The following is a 17668-nucleotide window of genomic DNA, read 5'->3' as shown; positions in this document are numbered from 1 at the left end:
CTCGGTCTCAGTACACGTCGCGCACGTATCGCTTCTCGGCAACGAGTTGCTTCTTGAAGGCCAGCGCGCCTGCCTCGTCCAGCTTTCCGTGGATCTGGGCGATGCGTAGCAGGGTGTCGTCGACATCCTTCGCCATCCGGGCGGCGTCACCGCAGACGTAGAAGTGACCGCCGTCGCGCAGCCACGACCACAGCTCGGCGCCGTGCTCGATCATCCGGTGCTGGACATAGACCCGCTCGCGCTGATCGCGGGAGAAGGCCAGGTCGAGGCGGGTGAGGAAGCCGGAACGGAACATGTCCTCGAGCTCGGCGCGGTAGTAGAAGTTCTGGGCGGCGTGCTGGTCGCCGAAGAACAACCAGTTGCGGCCGGTCGCGCCGATGGCCCGCCGCTCGTGCAGGAACCCGCGGAAAGGAGCGATACCCGTGCCCGGTCCCACCATGATCATCGGGGCATTCGGGTCAAGCGGCGGACGGAAATGCGGTGCCCGCTGCAGAAAGATCGGCACTTCGGTGGTGCCACGGTCGGCCAGGAACGTCGAACACACGCCACCTCGACGCGACGAGGTACCCACCGGGTCGCCGTAGCGGACGACGCCGACGGTCAACTGCACCTCGTCCGGGGTGGTCAACGGGCTCGAGGAGATCGAATATTGGCGTGGCTGCAGCTTTTTCAGTGCACCTAGCCAGTCGACGAGATCGGTGCGCACCGGGAAGTCGCGCAGCACATCGACGGCCTGGCGGTCCCACAGGTAGGAGGCGAGTTCATTACGGTTGTCGCGGCGCAGCAGCTTGGCCAGCTGCGGGTGCGGGTTGCGCTCGCCGATGAAGCCGAGCAGATCCTGACTCACCTTGGTGATGTCGTAGTGCGTGCGCAGTGCATCGGTGAGCGTGAGTTCGCGGTCGTCGACTTCGATCATCCGCCTGCCGTCGAGGCCCGTGCAGGCGAGCCATTCGGCGACCAGGTCGGGGCAATTGGCGGGCAGCACGCCCAGCGAATCGCCCACTTCGTAGCCGGCATCGAGATCGTGGAGGTCGAAACCGAAGCGCCGCACCTCTTTCGGTGAGCCGGGTGCGCTGAGAATCTCGTTGCGCATCAGGGTGGCGCGGACCGGGGACTGGCGGGTGAACGGCGCGGCGGTGGCGCGTTTCGCTCGGGAAGTGGCCGGTGCGAGTTGCCGGTCGAGCACGGTGGCACCGCCGCGGCCGACGGGCGATGGCATCGGGTGCTCCGAATTCGTGTGCGGGGCAACACTATCGACACCATCGGGGAAGAAGCTGCTCGAAGCGCCCGTCGGCACACCGTCGCGACCGTGTCGAGCACCGTCCGGCGACGTCATGCGGCCCAGCGCAGCGCCGCCCGGCGAGCCATCGCGACCTTGTGCACCACCCGGGGTGGTGCTGCCGGCGGGGGATCCGCTGGTGATCGCGGCGAGGACATCATCGAGCCACTGATCGGCGGTGTCGGCGAAATCGGGTTCGCTGTCCACTCGTGGTAGCAGCCGCTTCGCACCACGTTCGGCGAACAGGGTGTCGAGCTTGCGGCCGTGGCCGCAGAAGTCGTCGTAGGAGGAGTCACCGAGCGCGAACACCGCGTAGCGAACACCGTTGAGGCGAATGATGCTGTCTTCGAGCCTGGTCCAGAAGTCGGCACCGTTGTCCGGCGGCCCGCCGTCACCGAAGGTGCTGGTCACGATGAGTACGTCACCGGCGATCGAGGTCAGCTCGCACGAATCCATATCGAGCAACGAGGGTGTGAGGCCTGCTTCCGCGAGCCGGGCCGCGATGGTGGCGGCCAGTTCCTCGGCGTTGCCGGTCTGGGAGGCCCACAGCACGGTGACGGGCTGGGGGGCGGGGATGTCGGTGGATTCGGCGCCGGCGCCGACATTGCGGGAGTACATGCCTGCCAGCAGGCCGTCGACCCACAGTCGCGACTGTGTCGACAGCGGTGCGCTCACCGGCAGCACGGGCTGCCCGGTCACCGGCAGGGTCTGTAATGCGGCGAGGTAGCCGCCGAGATAGATGCGCTCGGTTTCGCTGAGCGTAGGTGAGGTGCCGGCGTCGAGGCCGAGTATCCCGGCCAGCGGGTGCGCGGCCGGTTGCGCGGGCAGCTGTGCGGGTTGCGAGGGCGCTTGCTCGGCGACAGCCGCCGGGCCGACCCGGCGCAGCGCCACCGCGCAGGCCTTGAATTCCGGCTGCAACGAGGCCGGATCCACCGCGTCATTGGTAACCGCGTTGATCGTCAGATATTCGCCCTGTTCGTCATTCCAGTGGAAAGGAGCAAAACAATCACCAGGTCGCACCCGGTCGCTGATCCGCACCGGCAACACAGCACGGCCACGGCGCGACGCGATCTCGAGCTGATCGCCCGGCTTCAGATCGAGCCGTTCGGCATCGGTGGGATGCACTTCGACGAACGGCTCGCCGGTCAGCTTCGTCAGCTTGGCGACCTTGCCCGTCTTCGTCATCGTGTGCCACTGATGTTGCAGCCGACCGGTATTGAGCAGGAACGGGTAGTCGTCGTCGGGCAGTTCGGCGGCGGGCAGATGCGGTCGGGGGAAGAACATCGCGCGCCTGCTCGGCGTGGCGAACGCGAGGCGCGGCGTCGTGCCGTCGGCTGCCACGTGCAGCGGCTGGTGCGTGCCGTCGTTGAGGTAGCGGATCGGGTTGCGGGGTGTGTCGGCGTCGTTGCACGGCCACTGCATCGGGCCGTCCGCCAGGCGCTCGTAGCTCATGCCGCTCAGGTCGTAGCCGGTGGCCGGATTGGTGAACTGCCGCAACTCGGCGAAAACCTCAGCACTGGAGCCGAATTCGAAGCCGGAGAAGCCCATGGCGGTGGCAACCTGGGCGACCAGCAGCCAGTCCGGCCGCGCGTCGCCGATCGGGTCGACCGACTGTTGGAGCAGGGTGACGTTTCGCTCCGAATTCACCATCACCGCATCGGTTTCGGCCCACAGCGCGGCGGGCAGCAACAGATCGGCGTACGCATTGGTCGCGGTCTCGGCGTAGGCGTCCTGCACGACGACGAACTCGGCCGCCTCGAGGCCGGCGATCACGGTCTTGCGATTGGCAACCGTGGCAACGGGATTGGTGCAGATGATCCACGCGGCCTTGATCTCGCCGTCGGCCAGTCCGCGGAACATGTCGATGGTGCCCGGCCCCGCCTCGGTGCGCAGGGTGCCCTCGGGCAGGTCCCAGGCCGTTTCGACGAAGGTGCGGTCGGCGGGGGAGAGCAGGCTGCGCTGCCCGGGCAGGCCGGGGCCCATGTAGCCCATTTCGCGACCGCCCATGGCGTTGGGCTGGCCGGTGAGCGAGAAGGGCCCACTGCCCGGTCGGCAGATGGTGCCGGTCGCCAGGTGCAGGTTCACCAGGGCGTTGGTGTTCCAGGTCCCGTGCGTCGACTGATTGAGTCCCATCGTCCACAGCGACATCCACTCGCCCGCCTCGGCGATCATCGTGGCCGCGGTGCGGATATCGGTCTCGGCCAGGCCGGTCAGTTCGGCGACGCGGGCCGGCGGATAGTCGGCGAGGAACTCGGGCATCGCGTCCCAGCCCTCGGTGTGCTCGGCGATGAACCCGGTGTCGATCGCACCGTCGGCTACCAGCAGGTGCAGCAGCCCGTTGAGCAGGGCGAGGTCGGTTCCCGGTGCGATCTGCAGGAACAGGTCGGCGCGGGCGGCGGTATCGGTGCGGCGTGGGTCGACCACGATCAGCTTGGCGCCTGCCTTGAGCCGCTCGGCCATGCGCAGGTACAGGATCGGGTGACAGTCGGCCATGTTCGCGCCGCTGACCAGGAACAGGTCGGCGTGTTCGAAGTCGTCATAGGAGCCGGGCGGGCCGTCCGCGCCGAGCGACTGTTTGTAGCCGGTGCCCGCGCTGGCCATGCACAGGCGCGAGTTGGCTTCGATGTGTTTGGTCCGCAGGTAGCCCTTGGCCAGTTTGGTGGCCAGGTACTGGGCTTCCAGCGACATCTGCCCGGAGACGTAGACGGCGATCGCGTCGGGGCCGTGCTCGTCGAGGATCGCGCGCAGGCGGCTGGCGGTCTCGTGCACGGCCTCGTCGACCGGCAGCGGAACCGGGACCTGACCGCGTTCGGGGCGCCGGTAGGCGGTGTCCATCCGGCCGGGTGCGGCCATCATCTCCGCGTGGGTGGCGCCCTTGGTGCACAGCCTGCCCGCGTTCGCCGGATGCAGCTTGTCGCCGCTGACCTTCGCGATCACCCGCGCACCAGACTGATCAGTCTTTGTCTGGACGTTTATGCCGCAGCCGACGCCACAGTACGAGCACTGTGTACGCACAGTGTCCGTGCCGCGGCCGTCCGCTTCCCCTGTCATGACTCGATCATCCGCATTGGTCGTTGCGCTCGATTTACCGAACGTTATGTCCAGGTGACAATCGACCTCACACGTCAAAATTTCGACGGTGAGGGTACGGCCCGAATATCGCCCCTGATCAGGGCGCATTCAGGGCTGCGGGCACGCATTCGCGGTCGGGCCGGGGTGACCGGACTCACGCCGGCCGGCAGCGGTGTTTCAGCCCAATTTGTAGCCGCGGTGCAGAGCCACCACACCACCGGTGAGGTCACGCCACTGCACCGAGTCCCAGCCGGCGTCCGCGATCCGGCGGGCGAGCCTGCGCTGGTTCGGCCAGGCACGGATCGACTCGGCCAGGTACACGTACGCGTCCGGGTTCGAGCTCACCGCTTGCGCTACTCGCGGCAGCGCCTTCATCAGGTACTCCATGTACACGGTGCGGAACGGCCCGAACACCGGCGTGGAGAACTCACAGACCACCACCCGGCCGCCGGGCTTGGTCACCCGCAGCATCTCGCGCAGTGCCACATCGATATCGGCGACATTGCGCAGCCCGAACGAGATGGTCACCGCGTCGAACGAATCGTCGGCGAACGGCAGCGCCATCGCATCGCCCGCCACCATCGGCACCTGCCGGAACCGGCCTGCCGCCAGCATGCCCTGCGAGAAGTCGGCCGCGACGCACCAGGCACCGGACTTGCCGAGTTCCACGGTCGAGACGCCGGTACCCGCGGCGAGGTCGAGGACCCGTTCGCCGGGACGCAGCCCGAGAGCACGTCGCGTCGCCCACCGCCAGTACCGATCCTGGCCACCGGAGATGACCGTATTGGTGAGGTCGTAGCGCTTCGCCACACCGTCGAACATCGACGCGACCTCGTGGGGTTGCTTGTCCAGCGAAGCCCGAATCGGTTCTCGCTGCTCTGTTGTCGCCACGAACCGAGCTTAGAGTTCTTTCGCCGCGATAGCGCGGGTGGGATTCGCCACTCAGGCCGTGCGCGGCAATCGCTCGCGCATCCCGGTGACGTCGGCATAGTGGCCCATCAGCTCGGTGCAGATCGCGGGCCAGGTGCGGTGCAGTACCGACTTGCGTGCCGCCGTCGCGAACAAGCCGCGCTGCCCCGCGTCACGCAGGGCCGACACCGCGCTCGGCAGCAACTCCGCGAACCGGTCGACCGGCAGCAGATACCCGTTGCGGCAATGCGAGATCAGATCCCGTGGCCCTCCCGCGTCGGGTCCGATCACCGGCACACCCGAGGACAGCGCTTCCTGCACGCCCTGACAGAAGGTCTCGTGCTCGCCGGGGTGCACCATCACGTCCAGGCTGGCGTAGTGCGTCGCCAGCTCGCTGCCACCCAGCTCGCCCGTGAACACCGCGTCCGGCATCAGCCTGCGCAGCCGGGCCCGTTCCGGCCCGTCGCCCACCACGACGAGCTGGATCGACGGGTCGCCGGCCAGCGCGGCCAGGCGCTCCACGTGCTTTTCCGGTGCGAGCCTGCCCACGAACCCGACGACGAGCCGGTCGCTGGACCCCAGCCAGCTCGCCCGCAACTCGGCACTGCGCGCGGCCGGGTTGAACCGGGCGATGTCCACGCCGCGCCCCCAACGGTGCACCCGGGGAATCCCGTGTTCGGCCAGGTCGTGCGCGGCTGCCGACGACGGTGCCAGCGTGCGGGTAGCGCCCTCGTGGATCCGGCGCGTCCACGCCCAAGCGGCCCGTGCGGCCAACCCGAGCCCATAGCTCTTGGCGAACCCGGCCACATCGGTCTGATACACCGCGACCGTCGGCAGATCCAATCGCGTCGCCGCGGCGAGCCCACCCGCACCGAGCAGGAACGGCGAAGCCAGATGCACCACATCGGGATCGAAAGCGGCGATGGCGGCGGTTATCCCCGGTTGCGGCAGACCCACGGGCAGCGAACTCACCTTCGGCACCATCATCGCGGGCACTCGGTGCACCGGGAAGCGGCCGTGGAAACGCGGTGCGGGTGGGGCGCCGCGCAGAGAATCGGGCGCCACGATCATCGCGTCGTGACCGTGCTGGTCCAGGTGGTCCAACACCCGCAGCACGGAGTTGACGACGCCGTTCATGTTCGGCAGGAAAGACTCCGAGACGATGGCTACGCGCACACTCTCAGGGTGACCGCCACACCGCGCGCCACACCCACACCGACGTGAAGCCGGGACGAACAGCAAACGAAGTTACAGCTCGCGCTGCTTGCGGCGCACGATCCACAGCACCGGCAGGGCCAGCGCCCAGGCCACGACGATCACCGAGGCCGCCGGGACGATCGCCACCCGGGCGTCGCGCCCCGCCACCCGGACCAGGTCGGGATCACGTGTGCTGTACTCCACGTTGATCCGCTGACCAGCGGTCAGATTCGTCGGATACAGGATGCCGACCTTCGGATTGTGGGTCACGCTGTCGGGCGTCACGTAGATCACCGCCGAGCGCAAACGACCCGCGGAAAGAACCTCGCCGGAGGTGACGCCACGATGCCGCTCGATCTCGAAATCGTTGCGCCAGGCCGCGAGTACCAGCAACACCATCAGCACACTGACCACGGTCGCCGCCCCGACCACCCACGCCCGAACCCGCCGCAGGCGCTTGCTCCGCCGCTCCGACAGGCTGGTTTCCGACACCCGCCACACAGTACCGGCTGTATTTTCGGCGGCGGGTGCCGCGGGTTCTCGGCCGATCAGCCTGCCGCAGCCCGGGGCGACGAATCCGCCTACCATTCCCGTCATGTCCCGCAAATTCAGCTTCACCGTGCCCTACACCGTCCCGGTCGAAGAGCTTCACCGGGCACTTGTCGATGACGCGGTCTGGCAGGCGCGTTTCGCCGGCGCCGAGACCGCGACCATCGAACTCTCCCATCCCGACGGCCCCGGCTCGATTACCATCCAGATGACCGAAACCCCAGGTAAGGACAAGGTTCCCGCGCTCGTCCGCAAGGTGCTCAAGAGCGATCTGGTCCTGGTCCGCACCGACAACTGGCAGCCACTGGCAGGCGAGATCGCCAAGGGCAGCTTCACCGGCAACACCAGCGGTATCACCACCGAGATGTCGGGCACCTATGAACTGCGCCCCACCGCCGAGGGCAGCGAGATCGAGGTCGTCGGCACGGTCAAGGTGAAGGTTCCGCTGGTCGGCGGCGCCATCGAGCCGCTGGCCGAACAGTTGCACCAGCGCGTCCTCAACAGCGAACGCAAGTTCATCGAGAACTGGTTCGCCAAGCTCTGAGCCGGCAGCGACGGGTGCCGCTTCACGGAGCGGCACCCGCGCGTCAGCCGCGGTTCTCGACCAGCACCAGCCAGTTGCCCGAGTTGTCGCGAATGATCGCCTCGGTGCCGTAAGGACGTTCGGACGGCGGCTGGATGAACTCGACCCCCTTCGCGGTGAGTTCCTCGTAGGTCTTCTGGCAGTCGGCGGTGCGCAGCCCGAGGGCGCCGTGGGTGCCGTCGGCCAGCGCCCGCCGGATCGCGTCGGCGAGGTCGTCGGTGAGCGGCGGCCCCGGAATCATCAGGGTGACCTCGAGCTCGCGGTGATCGGGGTGGGCGATGCTGACCCACCGGAACCCGTTGTCGCCCATGCTCACGTCCGCGGTCTCGACGAATCCGAGCTTGTCGATGTACCACTGCTTGGCGGCATCCTGATCGGTGACGTACACGGTGACCAGGGAAACGTTCGTAATCGGTGTCATGGTTGCAGGCTATGGCCGCCCGGTGCCATCCGGCTTCTCCGAAATTGCGGTGTCGTGGCGGACACGGTCGGACAGCCCGTGCATAAAGACGTAGCAGCCCGGAATATGCGGCGCCCCGTCGGCGAATTTCGCCTGATACTCGCTTGGTGTCACCCCGACGAGCTGCCGGAACTTGGCGCTGAACGAGCCGAGGCTCGAATACCCGACCAGCATGCACACCTCGGTGACGGTCAGATTGGTCGACCGCAACAGATCCTGCGCCCGCTCGATCCGGCGCTCGGCCAGATACACAGCCGGCGTGCGCCCGTACACCGCGGCGAACGCGCGCAGGAAGTGGTACTTGGAAACACCCGCGGCACGGGCGAGTGCGTCGAGGTCGAGCGGGTCGGCATACTGCCGATCGACCAGGTCACGGGCCTTACGCAGATGCGGCAGCAGTGCCAGCACCGGACGACGACCTGTCGCGCTCATCGCTTCACGCTGTCCGCCGACGCGACCTGGCTGCAGTCACGGGGAGACGGAGGAGAAGGGCGGGAGTTCGTCCGCGCGCAGCGAAGCTCGTCCCGCCGCGCGCCAGGCGCGGGCCGTGAGGTCGAGGTCCTCGTCGGTCACCAGATTGCCCATGACGCGAACCGCCGTGCGCTGCAGATACTTCGAGCGCATCACCGGCGGCCCACCGAGCGGGACCATCCTCGGCTGGGTGGCCAGGCCCGCGAGCCTGCGCGCCACCGAGAAGGTGCGGCCGTAGTGGTCGCGCAGCAGTTGCGGCCACACCCGGGTCAGATCGGGCTCGTCGAGCAGGTCCGCGAGCATGTGCCCGCCTTCCAGCCCGTAGTCGATGCCTTCGCCGTTCAACGGGTTCACGCAGCCCGCGGCGTCCCCGACCAGCACCCAGTTCGGGCCCGCCACGTTCGAGACCGCGCCGCCCATCGGCAGCAGCGCCGAGGCCACCGCGCGCAGTTCGCCCTCGAGTTCCCATTCCTCGCGGCGCAGCCGGGTGTAGTGCTCGAGCAGCGGCTTGAGCGCGACGTGCGAGGGCCGCGCCTCGGTGGCCAGCGAGCCGACGCCGATGTTCACCTCACCGTTGCCGAGCGGGAAGATCCAGCCGTAACCGGGGACGAGCTCGTCGGCGGCGTTGCGCAGTTCCAGGTGCGAGGAAATCCACTGGTCGTCGCTACGGCCGGACTTGATGTAGGCGCGCGCCGCCGTACCGTAGGCGTAGCGGCGATGCCAGGTGCGGCCCAACTGCTTTCCGATGGGGGAGCGCACGCCGTCGGCCACCACCAACACCCGGCAGCGCACCGTGTGGGTGTGCTCGCCGATGCGCACCGTCACCCCGGTGACCCGCTCGCCCTCGCGCAGCACCTCGGTGACCTTCGCGCCGTCGACCATCCGCGCACCGGACTTGATCGCGGTCTCGCGCAGCTTGTCGTCGAGTTCGGTTCGTGGAACGGCACTTCCGTAGGTAGGGAACGACCCGCCCGGCCACGGCAGCAGCGATTCCCTGCCGAAACCCGCCATCCGCAGGCCGTGGTTCACCGTGTGCGCGCGCAACCACTCGCCCAGACCCAGATGCTCCAGCTCGGCGGTGGCGCGCGGCGTCAGCCCGTCGCCGCAGGTCTTGTCGCGCGGGAAAACCGCCGAATCGAGCAGCAGCACATCGCGTCCGGCGCGCGCGGCCCACGCCGCCGACGCGGAACCGGCGGGCCCTGCCCCCACCACCAGTACCTCGACGGCGGCAGGCAGCGGAGCACGGTCGGCAGGGGTGAGATCCGGTGAACCCATGGCTCAATACTGGCACTGTCGGCCGCTGTGCGAGAGTGTCGGGTACACCGGGAATAGTCACTGTGTGACGGGGTTCATCGGCCATAGTGCCGGGACACGCTAGGTTGCTACCCGTCGGGGTCGGACGCATCGCTGGGAGAAGATAATGAGCACATCGGCTGTGAGCGACGAAAGCACCGTGGTTGCCGGGGTAGATCTCGTCGATCCCGAACTCGCCGTCACCGTGCGCGACGGACTGGCCGCGGTCGAGAAACTGCTCGTCGACGAACTCTCCGACGGCGAGGAATTCCTCCAGGAGGCGGCGCTGCACCTGGCCAGGGCGGGCGGCAAGCGGTTCCGGCCGCTGTTCACCGTGCTCACCGGCCAGCTCGGACCGAATCCCACCGACCCGGCGCTGGTCACCGCGGGCACGGTCGTCGAACTCGTGCACCTCGCGACCCTCTACCACGACGACGTCATGGACGAGGCGACCCAGCGTCGCGGCGCGGAGAGCGTCAACTCGCGGTGGGGTAACAACATCGCGATCCTGGCGGGCGACTATCTGTTCGCTCATGCCTCGCGCCTGACCTCCACCCTCGGCCCCGACGCGGTCCGCATCATCGCCGAGACCTTCGCCGAGCTGGTCACCGGCCAGATGCGGGAAACCATGGGCGCCAAGCAGACCCAGGATCCCGTCGAGCACTACCTGCGCGTGGTGTGGGAGAAGACCGGCTCGCTCATCGCCGCCGCGGGCCGCTTCGGCGGCACCTTCTCCGGCGCGGGCCCCGAGCATGTCGAGCGACTGGCCCGGCTCGGTGACGCGGTCGGCACCGCCTTCCAGATCTCCGACGACATCATCGATATCTCGTCCTCCGCCGAGCAGTCGGGCAAGACCCCTGGCACCGACCTGCGCGAAGGCGTGCACACCCTGCCGGTGCTCTACGCGCTGCGCGAGACCGGCGCCGACGGCGACCGCCTGCGCACCCTGCTGGCTCACCCACTGCAAACCGACGCCGAGGTCGACGAAGCACTCGAGCTGCTGCGCCGCTCACCCGGCATGGCACTGGCCAAGGAAAAGCTCGCCGAATACGCCGATCTCGCCGACACCGAACTCGCGGCCCTGCCCGCGGGTCCTGCCAACGACGCCCTCACCCGCCTGGTCCGCTACACCATCGAGCGGGTCGGCTGAGGAGGAACTTTCAGGGCGAGATTCGCGTTTCTCCTGCATGCCCAATGGGATCAAAACGTTCGGTTTGATGGTCGGGATGTCGGCGTTGATCGTCGCCATCGGGGCCATGTTCCGCAGCCCGACGATCCTGCTCATCTCGATTGTGCTGGCCGTCGGCATGAACGCCTACGCCTACTTCAACAGCGACAAACTGGCGTTGAAGTCGATGCACGCGCAACCGGTGAGCGAACTGGAGGCGCCGGTCATGTACCGGATCGTGCGCGAGCTCGCGACGATGGCGCGCCAGCCGATGCCGCGGCTCTACATCAGTCCGACCAGCGCCCCCAACGCGTTCGCGACCGGCCGCAATCCCCGACACGCGGCGGTCTGCTGTACCAGCGGCATCCTGCAACTGCTCGATGAACGTGAGCTGCGCGCGGTGCTCGGCCACGAGCTGTCTCACGTCTACAACCGCGACATCCTGATCTCGTCGGTGGCGGGCGCGATGGCCTCGGTCATCACCGGCCTGGCGAATATGGCGTTCTTCGCGAGCTCGTTCGGCAACCGCGACGGAAACGGCCCGAACATCATCGGTGTGCTGCTGGTCTCACTGCTCGGTCCGATTGCCGCAGGTCTGATCAAGATGGCGGTCTCGCGATCACGGGAGTTCCAAGCCGACCGATCCGGCGCCGAACTCACCGGCGATCCACTGGCCTTGGCCTCGGCCCTGCGCAAGATCGAACGCGGCGTCCAGGTGGCTCCGCTCCCGCCCGATCCCAAGATCACCAGCGAATCGCACCTGATGATCGCCAACCCGTTCCGTGCCGGCGATCGCGTCGCCCGGTGGTACTCCACCCACCCCCCGATGGACGAACGCATCAAGCGCCTCGAAGACCTGGCCAGGGGCGACACCCATCAGCACTGAGTGCCGCCCGACGACCGCCTAGCGGTAGTTCACGAACTGCAGGGCGATGCCGAAATCCTCGCCCTTGAGCAGCGAGATCACTTCCTGCAGATCATCACGCTTCTTGCTGCTGACCCGCAGCTCCTCACCCTGGATCTGCGCCTTCACGCCCTTGGGGCCCTCGTCGCGGATCTTCTTGGAGATCTTCTTCGCCTTCTCGGTGTCGATGCCCTGCACCAGCGTGCCGGTAATCTTGAACACCTTCCCCGACGGCTGCGCCTCGCCGGCATCGAATGCCTTCAGCGAGATATCGCGCCGGATCAGCTTCTCCTTGAAGACGTCGAGCGCGGCCTGTACCCGCTCCTCGGCATTGGCGGTCAGCACGATGGCTTCCTCGCCCGACCACGCGATCGACGCATCGGTGCCCTTGAAGTCGTAGCGCGAGTTCAGCTCCTTCTCGGCCTGATGCAGAGCGTTGTCGACCTCCTGACGATCGACCTTGCTCACGACGTCGAATGACGAATCAGCCACACTGCGCTCCTGTCCTGTGAAGGTCCGGCGAACCCCGGGGCCGGTTGTACCCGGCCATCGAGACAGTTGTACCCGCATAGGGGGTCAACCGGTGCTCGCAGGGGGTCTGTGCAGGCGTTTTGATAGTCCGGGTGGGTACGTTGTAAGCTGCTCAGCGCACCGGAAACGGCGCATACGGCAGATTGCCCGAGCGGCCAATGGGAGCGGACTGTAAATCCGTCGGCTTATGCCTACGTAGGTTCGAATCCTACATCTGCCACATCGAACCCCCGTCGATCATGAAGATCGGCGGGGGTTCCTTGGTTTGTGGGCTGTGCCGACGCGCATCGCGGGTAGCCTTGACGTGAGCCTGGCGGATCCAGGGGATTGAAACCCCCTGAAAACGGCCCTTGAGCTGCCGATTTGGTGCTCTGGGCGAGGAGTGTGTAATCTCGTTCAGGACGCCGGAGCACGGGGTCACGCTGATCGGCTTGCCGATACAGACTCTGTGCCACGTTGTCATGCCCCCTTAGCTCAGTCGGTAGAGCGTTTCCATGGTAAGGAAAAGGTCAACGGTTCGATTCCGTTAGGGGGCTCGCCGGATTGCCGGTGGTGAGCGGCTTACCGCGGCATCATCGGGATATTAGTCCGCCGTGGCGGTGTAGCTCAGTTGGTAGAGCAAACGACTCATAATCGTTGTGTCGCCGGTTCAAGTCCGGCCATCGCTACCAATTTCAACTCAGCCCAGACCGGAAAGAAGGCAAATCGTGGCCGCGAAGTCCACCGATGTCCGGCCAAAGATCACCTTGGCCTGCGACGAGTGCAAGCACCGCAACTACATCACCAAGAAGAACCGGCGTAACGACCCGGATCGCCTCGAGCTGAAGAAGTTCTGCCCGAACTGCGGAACTCACCGGGCGCACCGCGAGTCGCGCTAGTTTTCACCAGCATTTGCCGAAGGCCGGACGAGAGTCCGGCCTTTGTGCTTTTCCGGGAAGTTCATGCGAAGTTCGGGCCCGATACAGTACCCGGACGTGTCACGTTTTACACCGGTCGACGGCGATGCCGTCTGACAAGTGAGTAAGGTCCACGTTGTGACAGTGAACACCGGAACTCACGAAGCGGTCCCTGCCGCAGCCGCCGAATCCTTCGATCCCGCCGCCCACGCGGCGTCGATGGTCGGCCACCACTACCGCGTCGACGACTACTACGAGGTCGGCCGCGAGAAGGTGCGTGAATACGCCCGTGCGGTGCAGGATTACCACCCGGTGCACTGGGAAGAAGACATCGCCCGCGAGTACGGCCACCAGGGCCTGGTCGCTCCGCTCACCTTCATTTCCCTGGTCGGAATCCTCGCCCAGCGCAAACTGTTCGAACAGATCGTGACCGGGTACGACCTGAGTCAGATCATGCAGACCGACCAGATCCTGGAATTCCACCGCCCGATCCGGGTCGGCGACCAGTTGACCTGTGATGTGTATCTGCATTCTTTCCGCCAGGCCTTCGGCGGCGACATCATCGTGACCAAGAACATCGTCACCGCCCAGGACGACGAATTGGTGCTCACCACCTACACCACCCTGATCGGCCGCAGCGGCGGTGACATCGATCCACGGATGTCGGACGCGGTGCGCAACGTGCTCATGCACGGCCTCGGCGAGGAAGAGCCCGCCCACCACGCGCCGTCCGAGCTCGCGGTCGGGATCACACCGGACCCGATCACCAGACAACCCGCTCCGACGCTCAGCGCGCACGCCCTGTCCTTCGACAGCGTCTCGGTCGGCGACGAGCTGCCTTCGCGCGTGGTGCGACTCACCCGCGGCGACCTGGTCAACTACGCGGGTGTCTCCGGCGACGCGAACCCGATCCACTGGAGCGACGAGGTCGTGAAGCTGGTCGGCCTGGACAACGTGGTCGCGCACGGCATGCTCACGATGGGACTCGGCGGCGGTTTCGTCACCTCGTGGCTGGGCGATCCCGGCGCGGTGCAGGAATACAACGTCCGCTTCACGAGCCCGGTCTACGTCGGTGCCGACGCTCCGGCCGAGCTCGAATTCACCGGAAAGGTGAAATCGGTCGACCCGGAGGCGCGGACCGCGGTGGTCGCCATCATCGCGAAGTCGGCGGGCAAAAAGATCTTCGGGCGCGCCACGGCAACCGTTCAGTTGTCCTGACCTGGTCGAGTGTCGGTGGATTGGCGATAACCGCGCGCGGTGACGTATAGTCGGGACTCTGGGGTCACGAGATGCTGCGCGCTGATCTTCCCGAGGGGTTAACCCTCATGGAAGCGGCGCGCGTGTTGTGTGACACTGGAGACAACCGAATATCGAATGTGGTTGGGCACTACAGCTCAGGCTGGTCCAACCGAAGGGGCGTAGCTCAATTGGCAGAGCAGCGGTCTCCAAAACCGCAGGTTGCAGGTTCAAGTCCTGTCGCCCCTGCCCTGAATGCCAGCGACGAGAGAGGATCGACGTGAGCGACGAGCGGGACACTCGCGAAGACGGCGAGGACACCGCCGCTGCCACTCGACCGAGTGGCAAGCGGTCTGCTCGTCGGGTGCGCGCGTCGGATGCGCCGGCAGACAACGGATCGGTGGCCACGCTCGATCGGCCATCGTCCTCGCGCAAGGCAGACAAGACTGCCGGCAAGGCGGGCAACCCGTTCAAGCGGCTGCTGAAGTTCCTGCGAGAGGTCATCGGGGAACTGCGCAAGGTGATCTGGCCCAACCGGAAGCAGATGGTCACCTATACGGCCGTCGTTCTGGTGTTCGTGGTCTTCATGGTCGCGTTCATCGCCGGGATCGACATAGCGTTCGTCAAGGGTGTCGACTGGCTGTTCGGCTGATCGCCGACACCCACGCCGGTAGCCGATTGCGGGCAGGAACGGCGGAGCGTGCCTCCGCGCGACCGACCCGGCCCAGACGATGTACGTGACGACACAGGAAGCGAGTGCCTCAGTGAGCACCCCGGAGAACGACACCAACGACGAGTTCCCGGTTGACGACACGGTCGTGGCGGAAACCGCCACCGACGAGGTCGAGGCCGCCGAGCTCGCCGATGCCGACGTGGCCGATGACGAAGCCGCAGCCGAAGAGGCTGTCGTCGACGAAGCCGTGATCGACGAAGTCGCCACCGAGGAAGACCCCGAGGCCGACCCGATCGAGTCGATGAAGACCAAGCTGCGCCGCGTGCCCGGCGACTGGTACGTCGTGCACTCGTACGCCGGTTACGAGAACAAGGTCAAGACCAACCTGGAGACCCGTGTGCAGAACCTCGGTCTCGAGGACTACATCTTCCAGGTCGAGGTACCGACCGAAGAGGTCACCGAGATCAAGAACGGCCAGAAGAAGAACGTCAACCGCAAGGTGTTGCCGGGCTACATCCTGGTCCGGATGGAACTGAACAACGAGTCGTGGGGCGCGGTCCGCAACACCCCGGGTGTCACCGGTTTCGTCGGCATGACCGGCGGTGGCCCCGGCGCCAAGCCGACCCCGCTGACCATCAACGAGGTCGTGAAGTTCCTGGTCCCGGCCGGTGCGCAGGCGCAGAAGAAGGCCGCCGCGGCCGCTGCCAGTGGTTCGGATGCCGGTAGCTCGGCTTCGGGCAAGCCCACCATCGAGGTCGACTTCGAGGTCGGCGAGTCGGTCACCGTCATGGACGGCCCGTTCGCCACGCTGCCCGCGTCGATCTCCGAGGTCAACGCCGAGCAGCAGAAGCTCAAGGTGCTCGTGTCGATCTTCGGTCGCGAGACCCCGGTCGAGCTGAACTTCACCCAGGTCTCCAAGATCTAAAGATTTCCACACCCGCGTCAACGGCACCGCTCATCGGCGGTGCCGTTGGTGTTTGTGCTGGTCGCCACCCGATTGTCGAGGTGCGAGACCGGTTCGGTAGAGTGTGATGGTTCGTGTTCTGACTTCCCCGCAGTACTTGTCGGGGACCGGTCGTGCGCGGATACGAGGCTTACGGCAACCGTAAGGAACCGAACCCCAGAAAGCCAAGGAAGAAAGATGCCCCCCAAGAAGAAGAAGCTCGCCGGGATCATCAAGCTGCAGATCCAGGCCGGCGCAGCCAACCCGGCACCGCCGGTCGGCCCCGCGCTCGGTCAGCACGGCGTCAACATCATGGAGTTCTGCAAGGCGTACAACGCCGCGACCGAGTCGCAGCGTGGCAACGTCATTCCGGTCGAGATCTCGGTGTACGAGGACCGGACGTTCGACTTCAAGCTGAAGACCCCGCCTGCCGCTCGGCTGCTGCTCAAGGCCGCCGGTGTGCAGAAGGGCTCCGCTGAGCCGCACAAGACCAAGGTCGCCAAGGTCACGATGGACCAGGTCCGCGAGATCGCCAAGACCAAGGCCGAGGATCTCAACGCCACTGACATCGATCAGGCCGCGAAGATCATCGCCGGTACCGCGCGTTCGATGGGTATCACCGTCGAAGGCTGAGCGTCAGCGCCGGAGGCGGCAGCGCAGCGTAACCACGCAGGCGTAGCGAAGCCTTCGATCAGGCACTGCAGGCTGAGCGAATCTCGCTCTCATGTGGGAGGGCCGGCCAGGCCCGACGAAACCACATCTGAACCCAGAACTTTAAGGACAGAGAATCATGGCAAAACGAAGCAAGGCGTACCTCGCCGCTGCTGAGAAGGTCGATCGCGACAACCTGTACTCCCCGCTGGCCGCCGCGCGCCTGGCGAAGGAGACCGCGACCACCAAGACCGACGCGACCGTCGAGGTCGCCGTCCGTCTCGGCGTGGATCCCCGCAAGGCCGACCAGATGGTCCGTGGCACCGTCAACCTGCCGCACGGCACCGGTAAGACTGCCCGCGTCATCGTGTTCGCCGCGGGCGAGAAGGCTTCCGAGGCCGAGGCCGCCGGCGCCGACGCCGTGGGCGCCGAGGACCTGATCGAGCGGATCCAGGGCGGCTGGCTCGACTTCGACGCCGCGATCGCCACCCCGGATCAGATGGCCAAGGTCGGCCGCATCGCGCGTGTCCTCGGCCCGCGTGGTCTGATGCCGAACCCGAAGACGGGCACCGTCACCAACGATGTGACCAAGGCCGTCAACGAGATCAAGGGCGGCAAGATCAACTTCCGCGTCGACAAGCAGGCCAACCTGCACTTCGTCATCGGCAAGGCGTCCTTCGACGATGCCAAGCTGGTGGAGAACTACGGCGCCGCGCTGGACGAGATCCTGCGTGTGAAGCCGTCGACCGCCAAGGGTCGCTACGTCAAGAAGATCACGGTTTCGACGAACACCGGACCGGGCATCCCGGTGGACCCGAACCGCACCCGCAACCTCCTCGACGAGGATGCGTGA

17 protein-coding genes and 4 tRNA genes are annotated in these 17668 nt (G+C 66.5%); 13 read left to right on the top strand and 8 right to left on the bottom strand.

Annotation, left to right across the window (positions count from 1 at the left end; genetic code table 11):
- Positions 1 to 7: 7 nt before the first annotated feature.
- From ACWZHB_RS25145 to ACWZHB_RS25130, 4 genes are all read right to left on the bottom strand, one after another.
- Positions 8 to 4330, bottom strand: coding sequence for a molybdopterin-dependent oxidoreductase (locus ACWZHB_RS25145; RefSeq protein ID WP_427904264.1), 4323 nt, complete (start codon positions 4328 to 4330; stop codon positions 8 to 10).
- Between the two features lie 198 nt (positions 4331 to 4528).
- A complete protein-coding gene (locus ACWZHB_RS25140) occupies positions 4529 to 5242 on the bottom strand; it encodes a demethylmenaquinone methyltransferase (RefSeq protein ID WP_266293685.1) in 714 nt (237 codons plus the stop codon).
- 51 nt (positions 5243 to 5293) lie between these two features.
- Positions 5294 to 6436, bottom strand: coding sequence for a glycosyltransferase family 4 protein (locus ACWZHB_RS25135; RefSeq protein WP_427904263.1), 1143 nt, complete (start codon positions 6434 to 6436; stop codon positions 5294 to 5296).
- Between the two features lie 72 nt (positions 6437 to 6508).
- A complete protein-coding gene (locus ACWZHB_RS25130; RefSeq protein WP_427909288.1) occupies positions 6509 to 6949 on the bottom strand; it encodes a DUF3592 domain-containing protein in 441 nt (146 codons plus the stop codon).
- A 103-nt stretch (positions 6950 to 7052) separates the two neighbouring features.
- On the opposite strand from ACWZHB_RS25130, the gene ACWZHB_RS25125 reads away from it, so the two are divergent.
- Positions 7053 to 7550 (top strand): DUF2505 domain-containing protein, encoded by a 498-nt coding sequence (locus ACWZHB_RS25125; RefSeq protein WP_427904262.1) that lies wholly within the window; start codon positions 7053 to 7055, stop codon positions 7548 to 7550.
- A 43-nt stretch (positions 7551 to 7593) separates the two neighbouring features.
- Here ACWZHB_RS25125 and ACWZHB_RS25120 read toward each other — a convergent pair whose 3' ends face one another.
- From ACWZHB_RS25120 to ACWZHB_RS25110, 3 genes are read right to left on the bottom strand one after another with little or no spacing between them, the layout of a single operon-like run.
- Positions 7594 to 8010 carry a VOC family protein gene (locus tag ACWZHB_RS25120; protein WP_427904261.1) on the bottom strand — a complete coding sequence of 139 codons (417 nt, stop codon included), beginning with the start codon at positions 8008 to 8010 and terminating at the stop codon, positions 7594 to 7596.
- A 9-nt stretch (positions 8011 to 8019) separates the two neighbouring features.
- Positions 8020 to 8481, bottom strand: a complete 462-nt coding sequence (locus ACWZHB_RS25115) for a helix-turn-helix transcriptional regulator (protein WP_427904260.1) — start codon at positions 8479 to 8481, stop codon at positions 8020 to 8022.
- A 36-nt stretch (positions 8482 to 8517) separates the two neighbouring features.
- Positions 8518 to 9795, bottom strand: a complete 1278-nt coding sequence (locus tag ACWZHB_RS25110) for a geranylgeranyl reductase family protein (protein ID WP_427904259.1) — start codon at positions 9793 to 9795, stop codon at positions 8518 to 8520.
- 145 nt (positions 9796 to 9940) lie between these two features.
- On the opposite strand from ACWZHB_RS25110, the gene ACWZHB_RS25105 reads away from it, so the two are divergent.
- Together ACWZHB_RS25105 and htpX are read left to right on the top strand one after the other, a co-directional pair.
- Entirely contained in the window at positions 9941 to 10963 is a 1023-nt protein-coding gene (locus tag ACWZHB_RS25105) for a polyprenyl synthetase family protein (RefSeq protein ID WP_427904258.1), read from the top strand.
- Positions 10964 to 11000: 37 nt separating this feature from the next.
- Positions 11001 to 11867: a zinc metalloprotease HtpX gene (htpX, locus tag ACWZHB_RS25100; RefSeq protein ID WP_427904257.1), complete on the top strand. Its 867-nt coding sequence runs from the start codon at positions 11001 to 11003 to the stop codon at positions 11865 to 11867.
- An 18-nt stretch (positions 11868 to 11885) separates the two neighbouring features.
- Here htpX and ACWZHB_RS25095 read toward each other — a convergent pair whose 3' ends face one another.
- The gene (locus ACWZHB_RS25095; protein ID WP_056814350.1) at positions 11886 to 12377 is read right to left on the bottom strand and encodes a YajQ family cyclic di-GMP-binding protein; all 492 of its coding nucleotides are present in this window, start codon (positions 12375 to 12377) and stop codon (positions 11886 to 11888) included.
- Between the two features lie 176 nt (positions 12378 to 12553).
- Here ACWZHB_RS25095 and ACWZHB_RS25090 point away from each other — a divergent pair.
- The 10 genes from ACWZHB_RS25090 to rplA all read left to right on the top strand — a co-directional run bounded on the left by ACWZHB_RS25090 (position 12554) and on the right by rplA (position 17668).
- A tRNA-Tyr gene (locus ACWZHB_RS25090) sits at positions 12554 to 12636 on the top strand.
- A gap of 243 nt (positions 12637 to 12879) precedes the next feature.
- A tRNA-Thr gene (locus ACWZHB_RS25085) sits at positions 12880 to 12952 on the top strand.
- Between the two features lie 59 nt (positions 12953 to 13011).
- Positions 13012 to 13087: transfer RNA gene (locus ACWZHB_RS25080), tRNA-Met, on the top strand.
- A 36-nt stretch (positions 13088 to 13123) separates the two neighbouring features.
- Positions 13124 to 13294, top strand: a complete 171-nt coding sequence (gene rpmG, locus ACWZHB_RS25075) for a 50S ribosomal protein L33 (protein ID WP_056814348.1) — start codon at positions 13124 to 13126, stop codon at positions 13292 to 13294.
- Positions 13295 to 13456: 162 nt separating this feature from the next.
- The gene (locus tag ACWZHB_RS25070) at positions 13457 to 14530 is read left to right on the top strand and encodes a fused (3R)-hydroxyacyl-ACP dehydratase subunits HadA/HadB (RefSeq protein WP_427909287.1); all 1074 of its coding nucleotides are present in this window, start codon (positions 13457 to 13459) and stop codon (positions 14528 to 14530) included.
- Positions 14531 to 14724: 194 nt separating this feature from the next.
- Positions 14725 to 14797 (top strand) — tRNA-Trp (locus ACWZHB_RS25065).
- Positions 14798 to 14828: 31 nt separating this feature from the next.
- The gene (secE, locus tag ACWZHB_RS25060; RefSeq protein WP_427904256.1) at positions 14829 to 15200 is read left to right on the top strand and encodes a preprotein translocase subunit SecE; all 372 of its coding nucleotides are present in this window, start codon (positions 14829 to 14831) and stop codon (positions 15198 to 15200) included.
- Positions 15201 to 15312: 112 nt separating this feature from the next.
- Entirely contained in the window at positions 15313 to 16146 is an 834-nt protein-coding gene (nusG, locus tag ACWZHB_RS25055; RefSeq protein WP_427904255.1) for a transcription termination/antitermination protein NusG, read from the top strand.
- Positions 16147 to 16362: 216 nt separating this feature from the next.
- Positions 16363 to 16797, top strand: coding sequence for a 50S ribosomal protein L11 (gene rplK, locus ACWZHB_RS25050; RefSeq protein WP_063004011.1), 435 nt, complete (start codon positions 16363 to 16365; stop codon positions 16795 to 16797).
- Positions 16798 to 16954: 157 nt separating this feature from the next.
- The gene (gene rplA / locus ACWZHB_RS25045; protein WP_301903705.1) at positions 16955 to 17668 is read left to right on the top strand and encodes a 50S ribosomal protein L1; all 714 of its coding nucleotides are present in this window, start codon (positions 16955 to 16957) and stop codon (positions 17666 to 17668) included.

Source organism: Nocardia sp. FBN12 (assembly GCF_054031145.1).
This window is presented reverse-complemented; position numbering and strand designations above follow the sequence as displayed.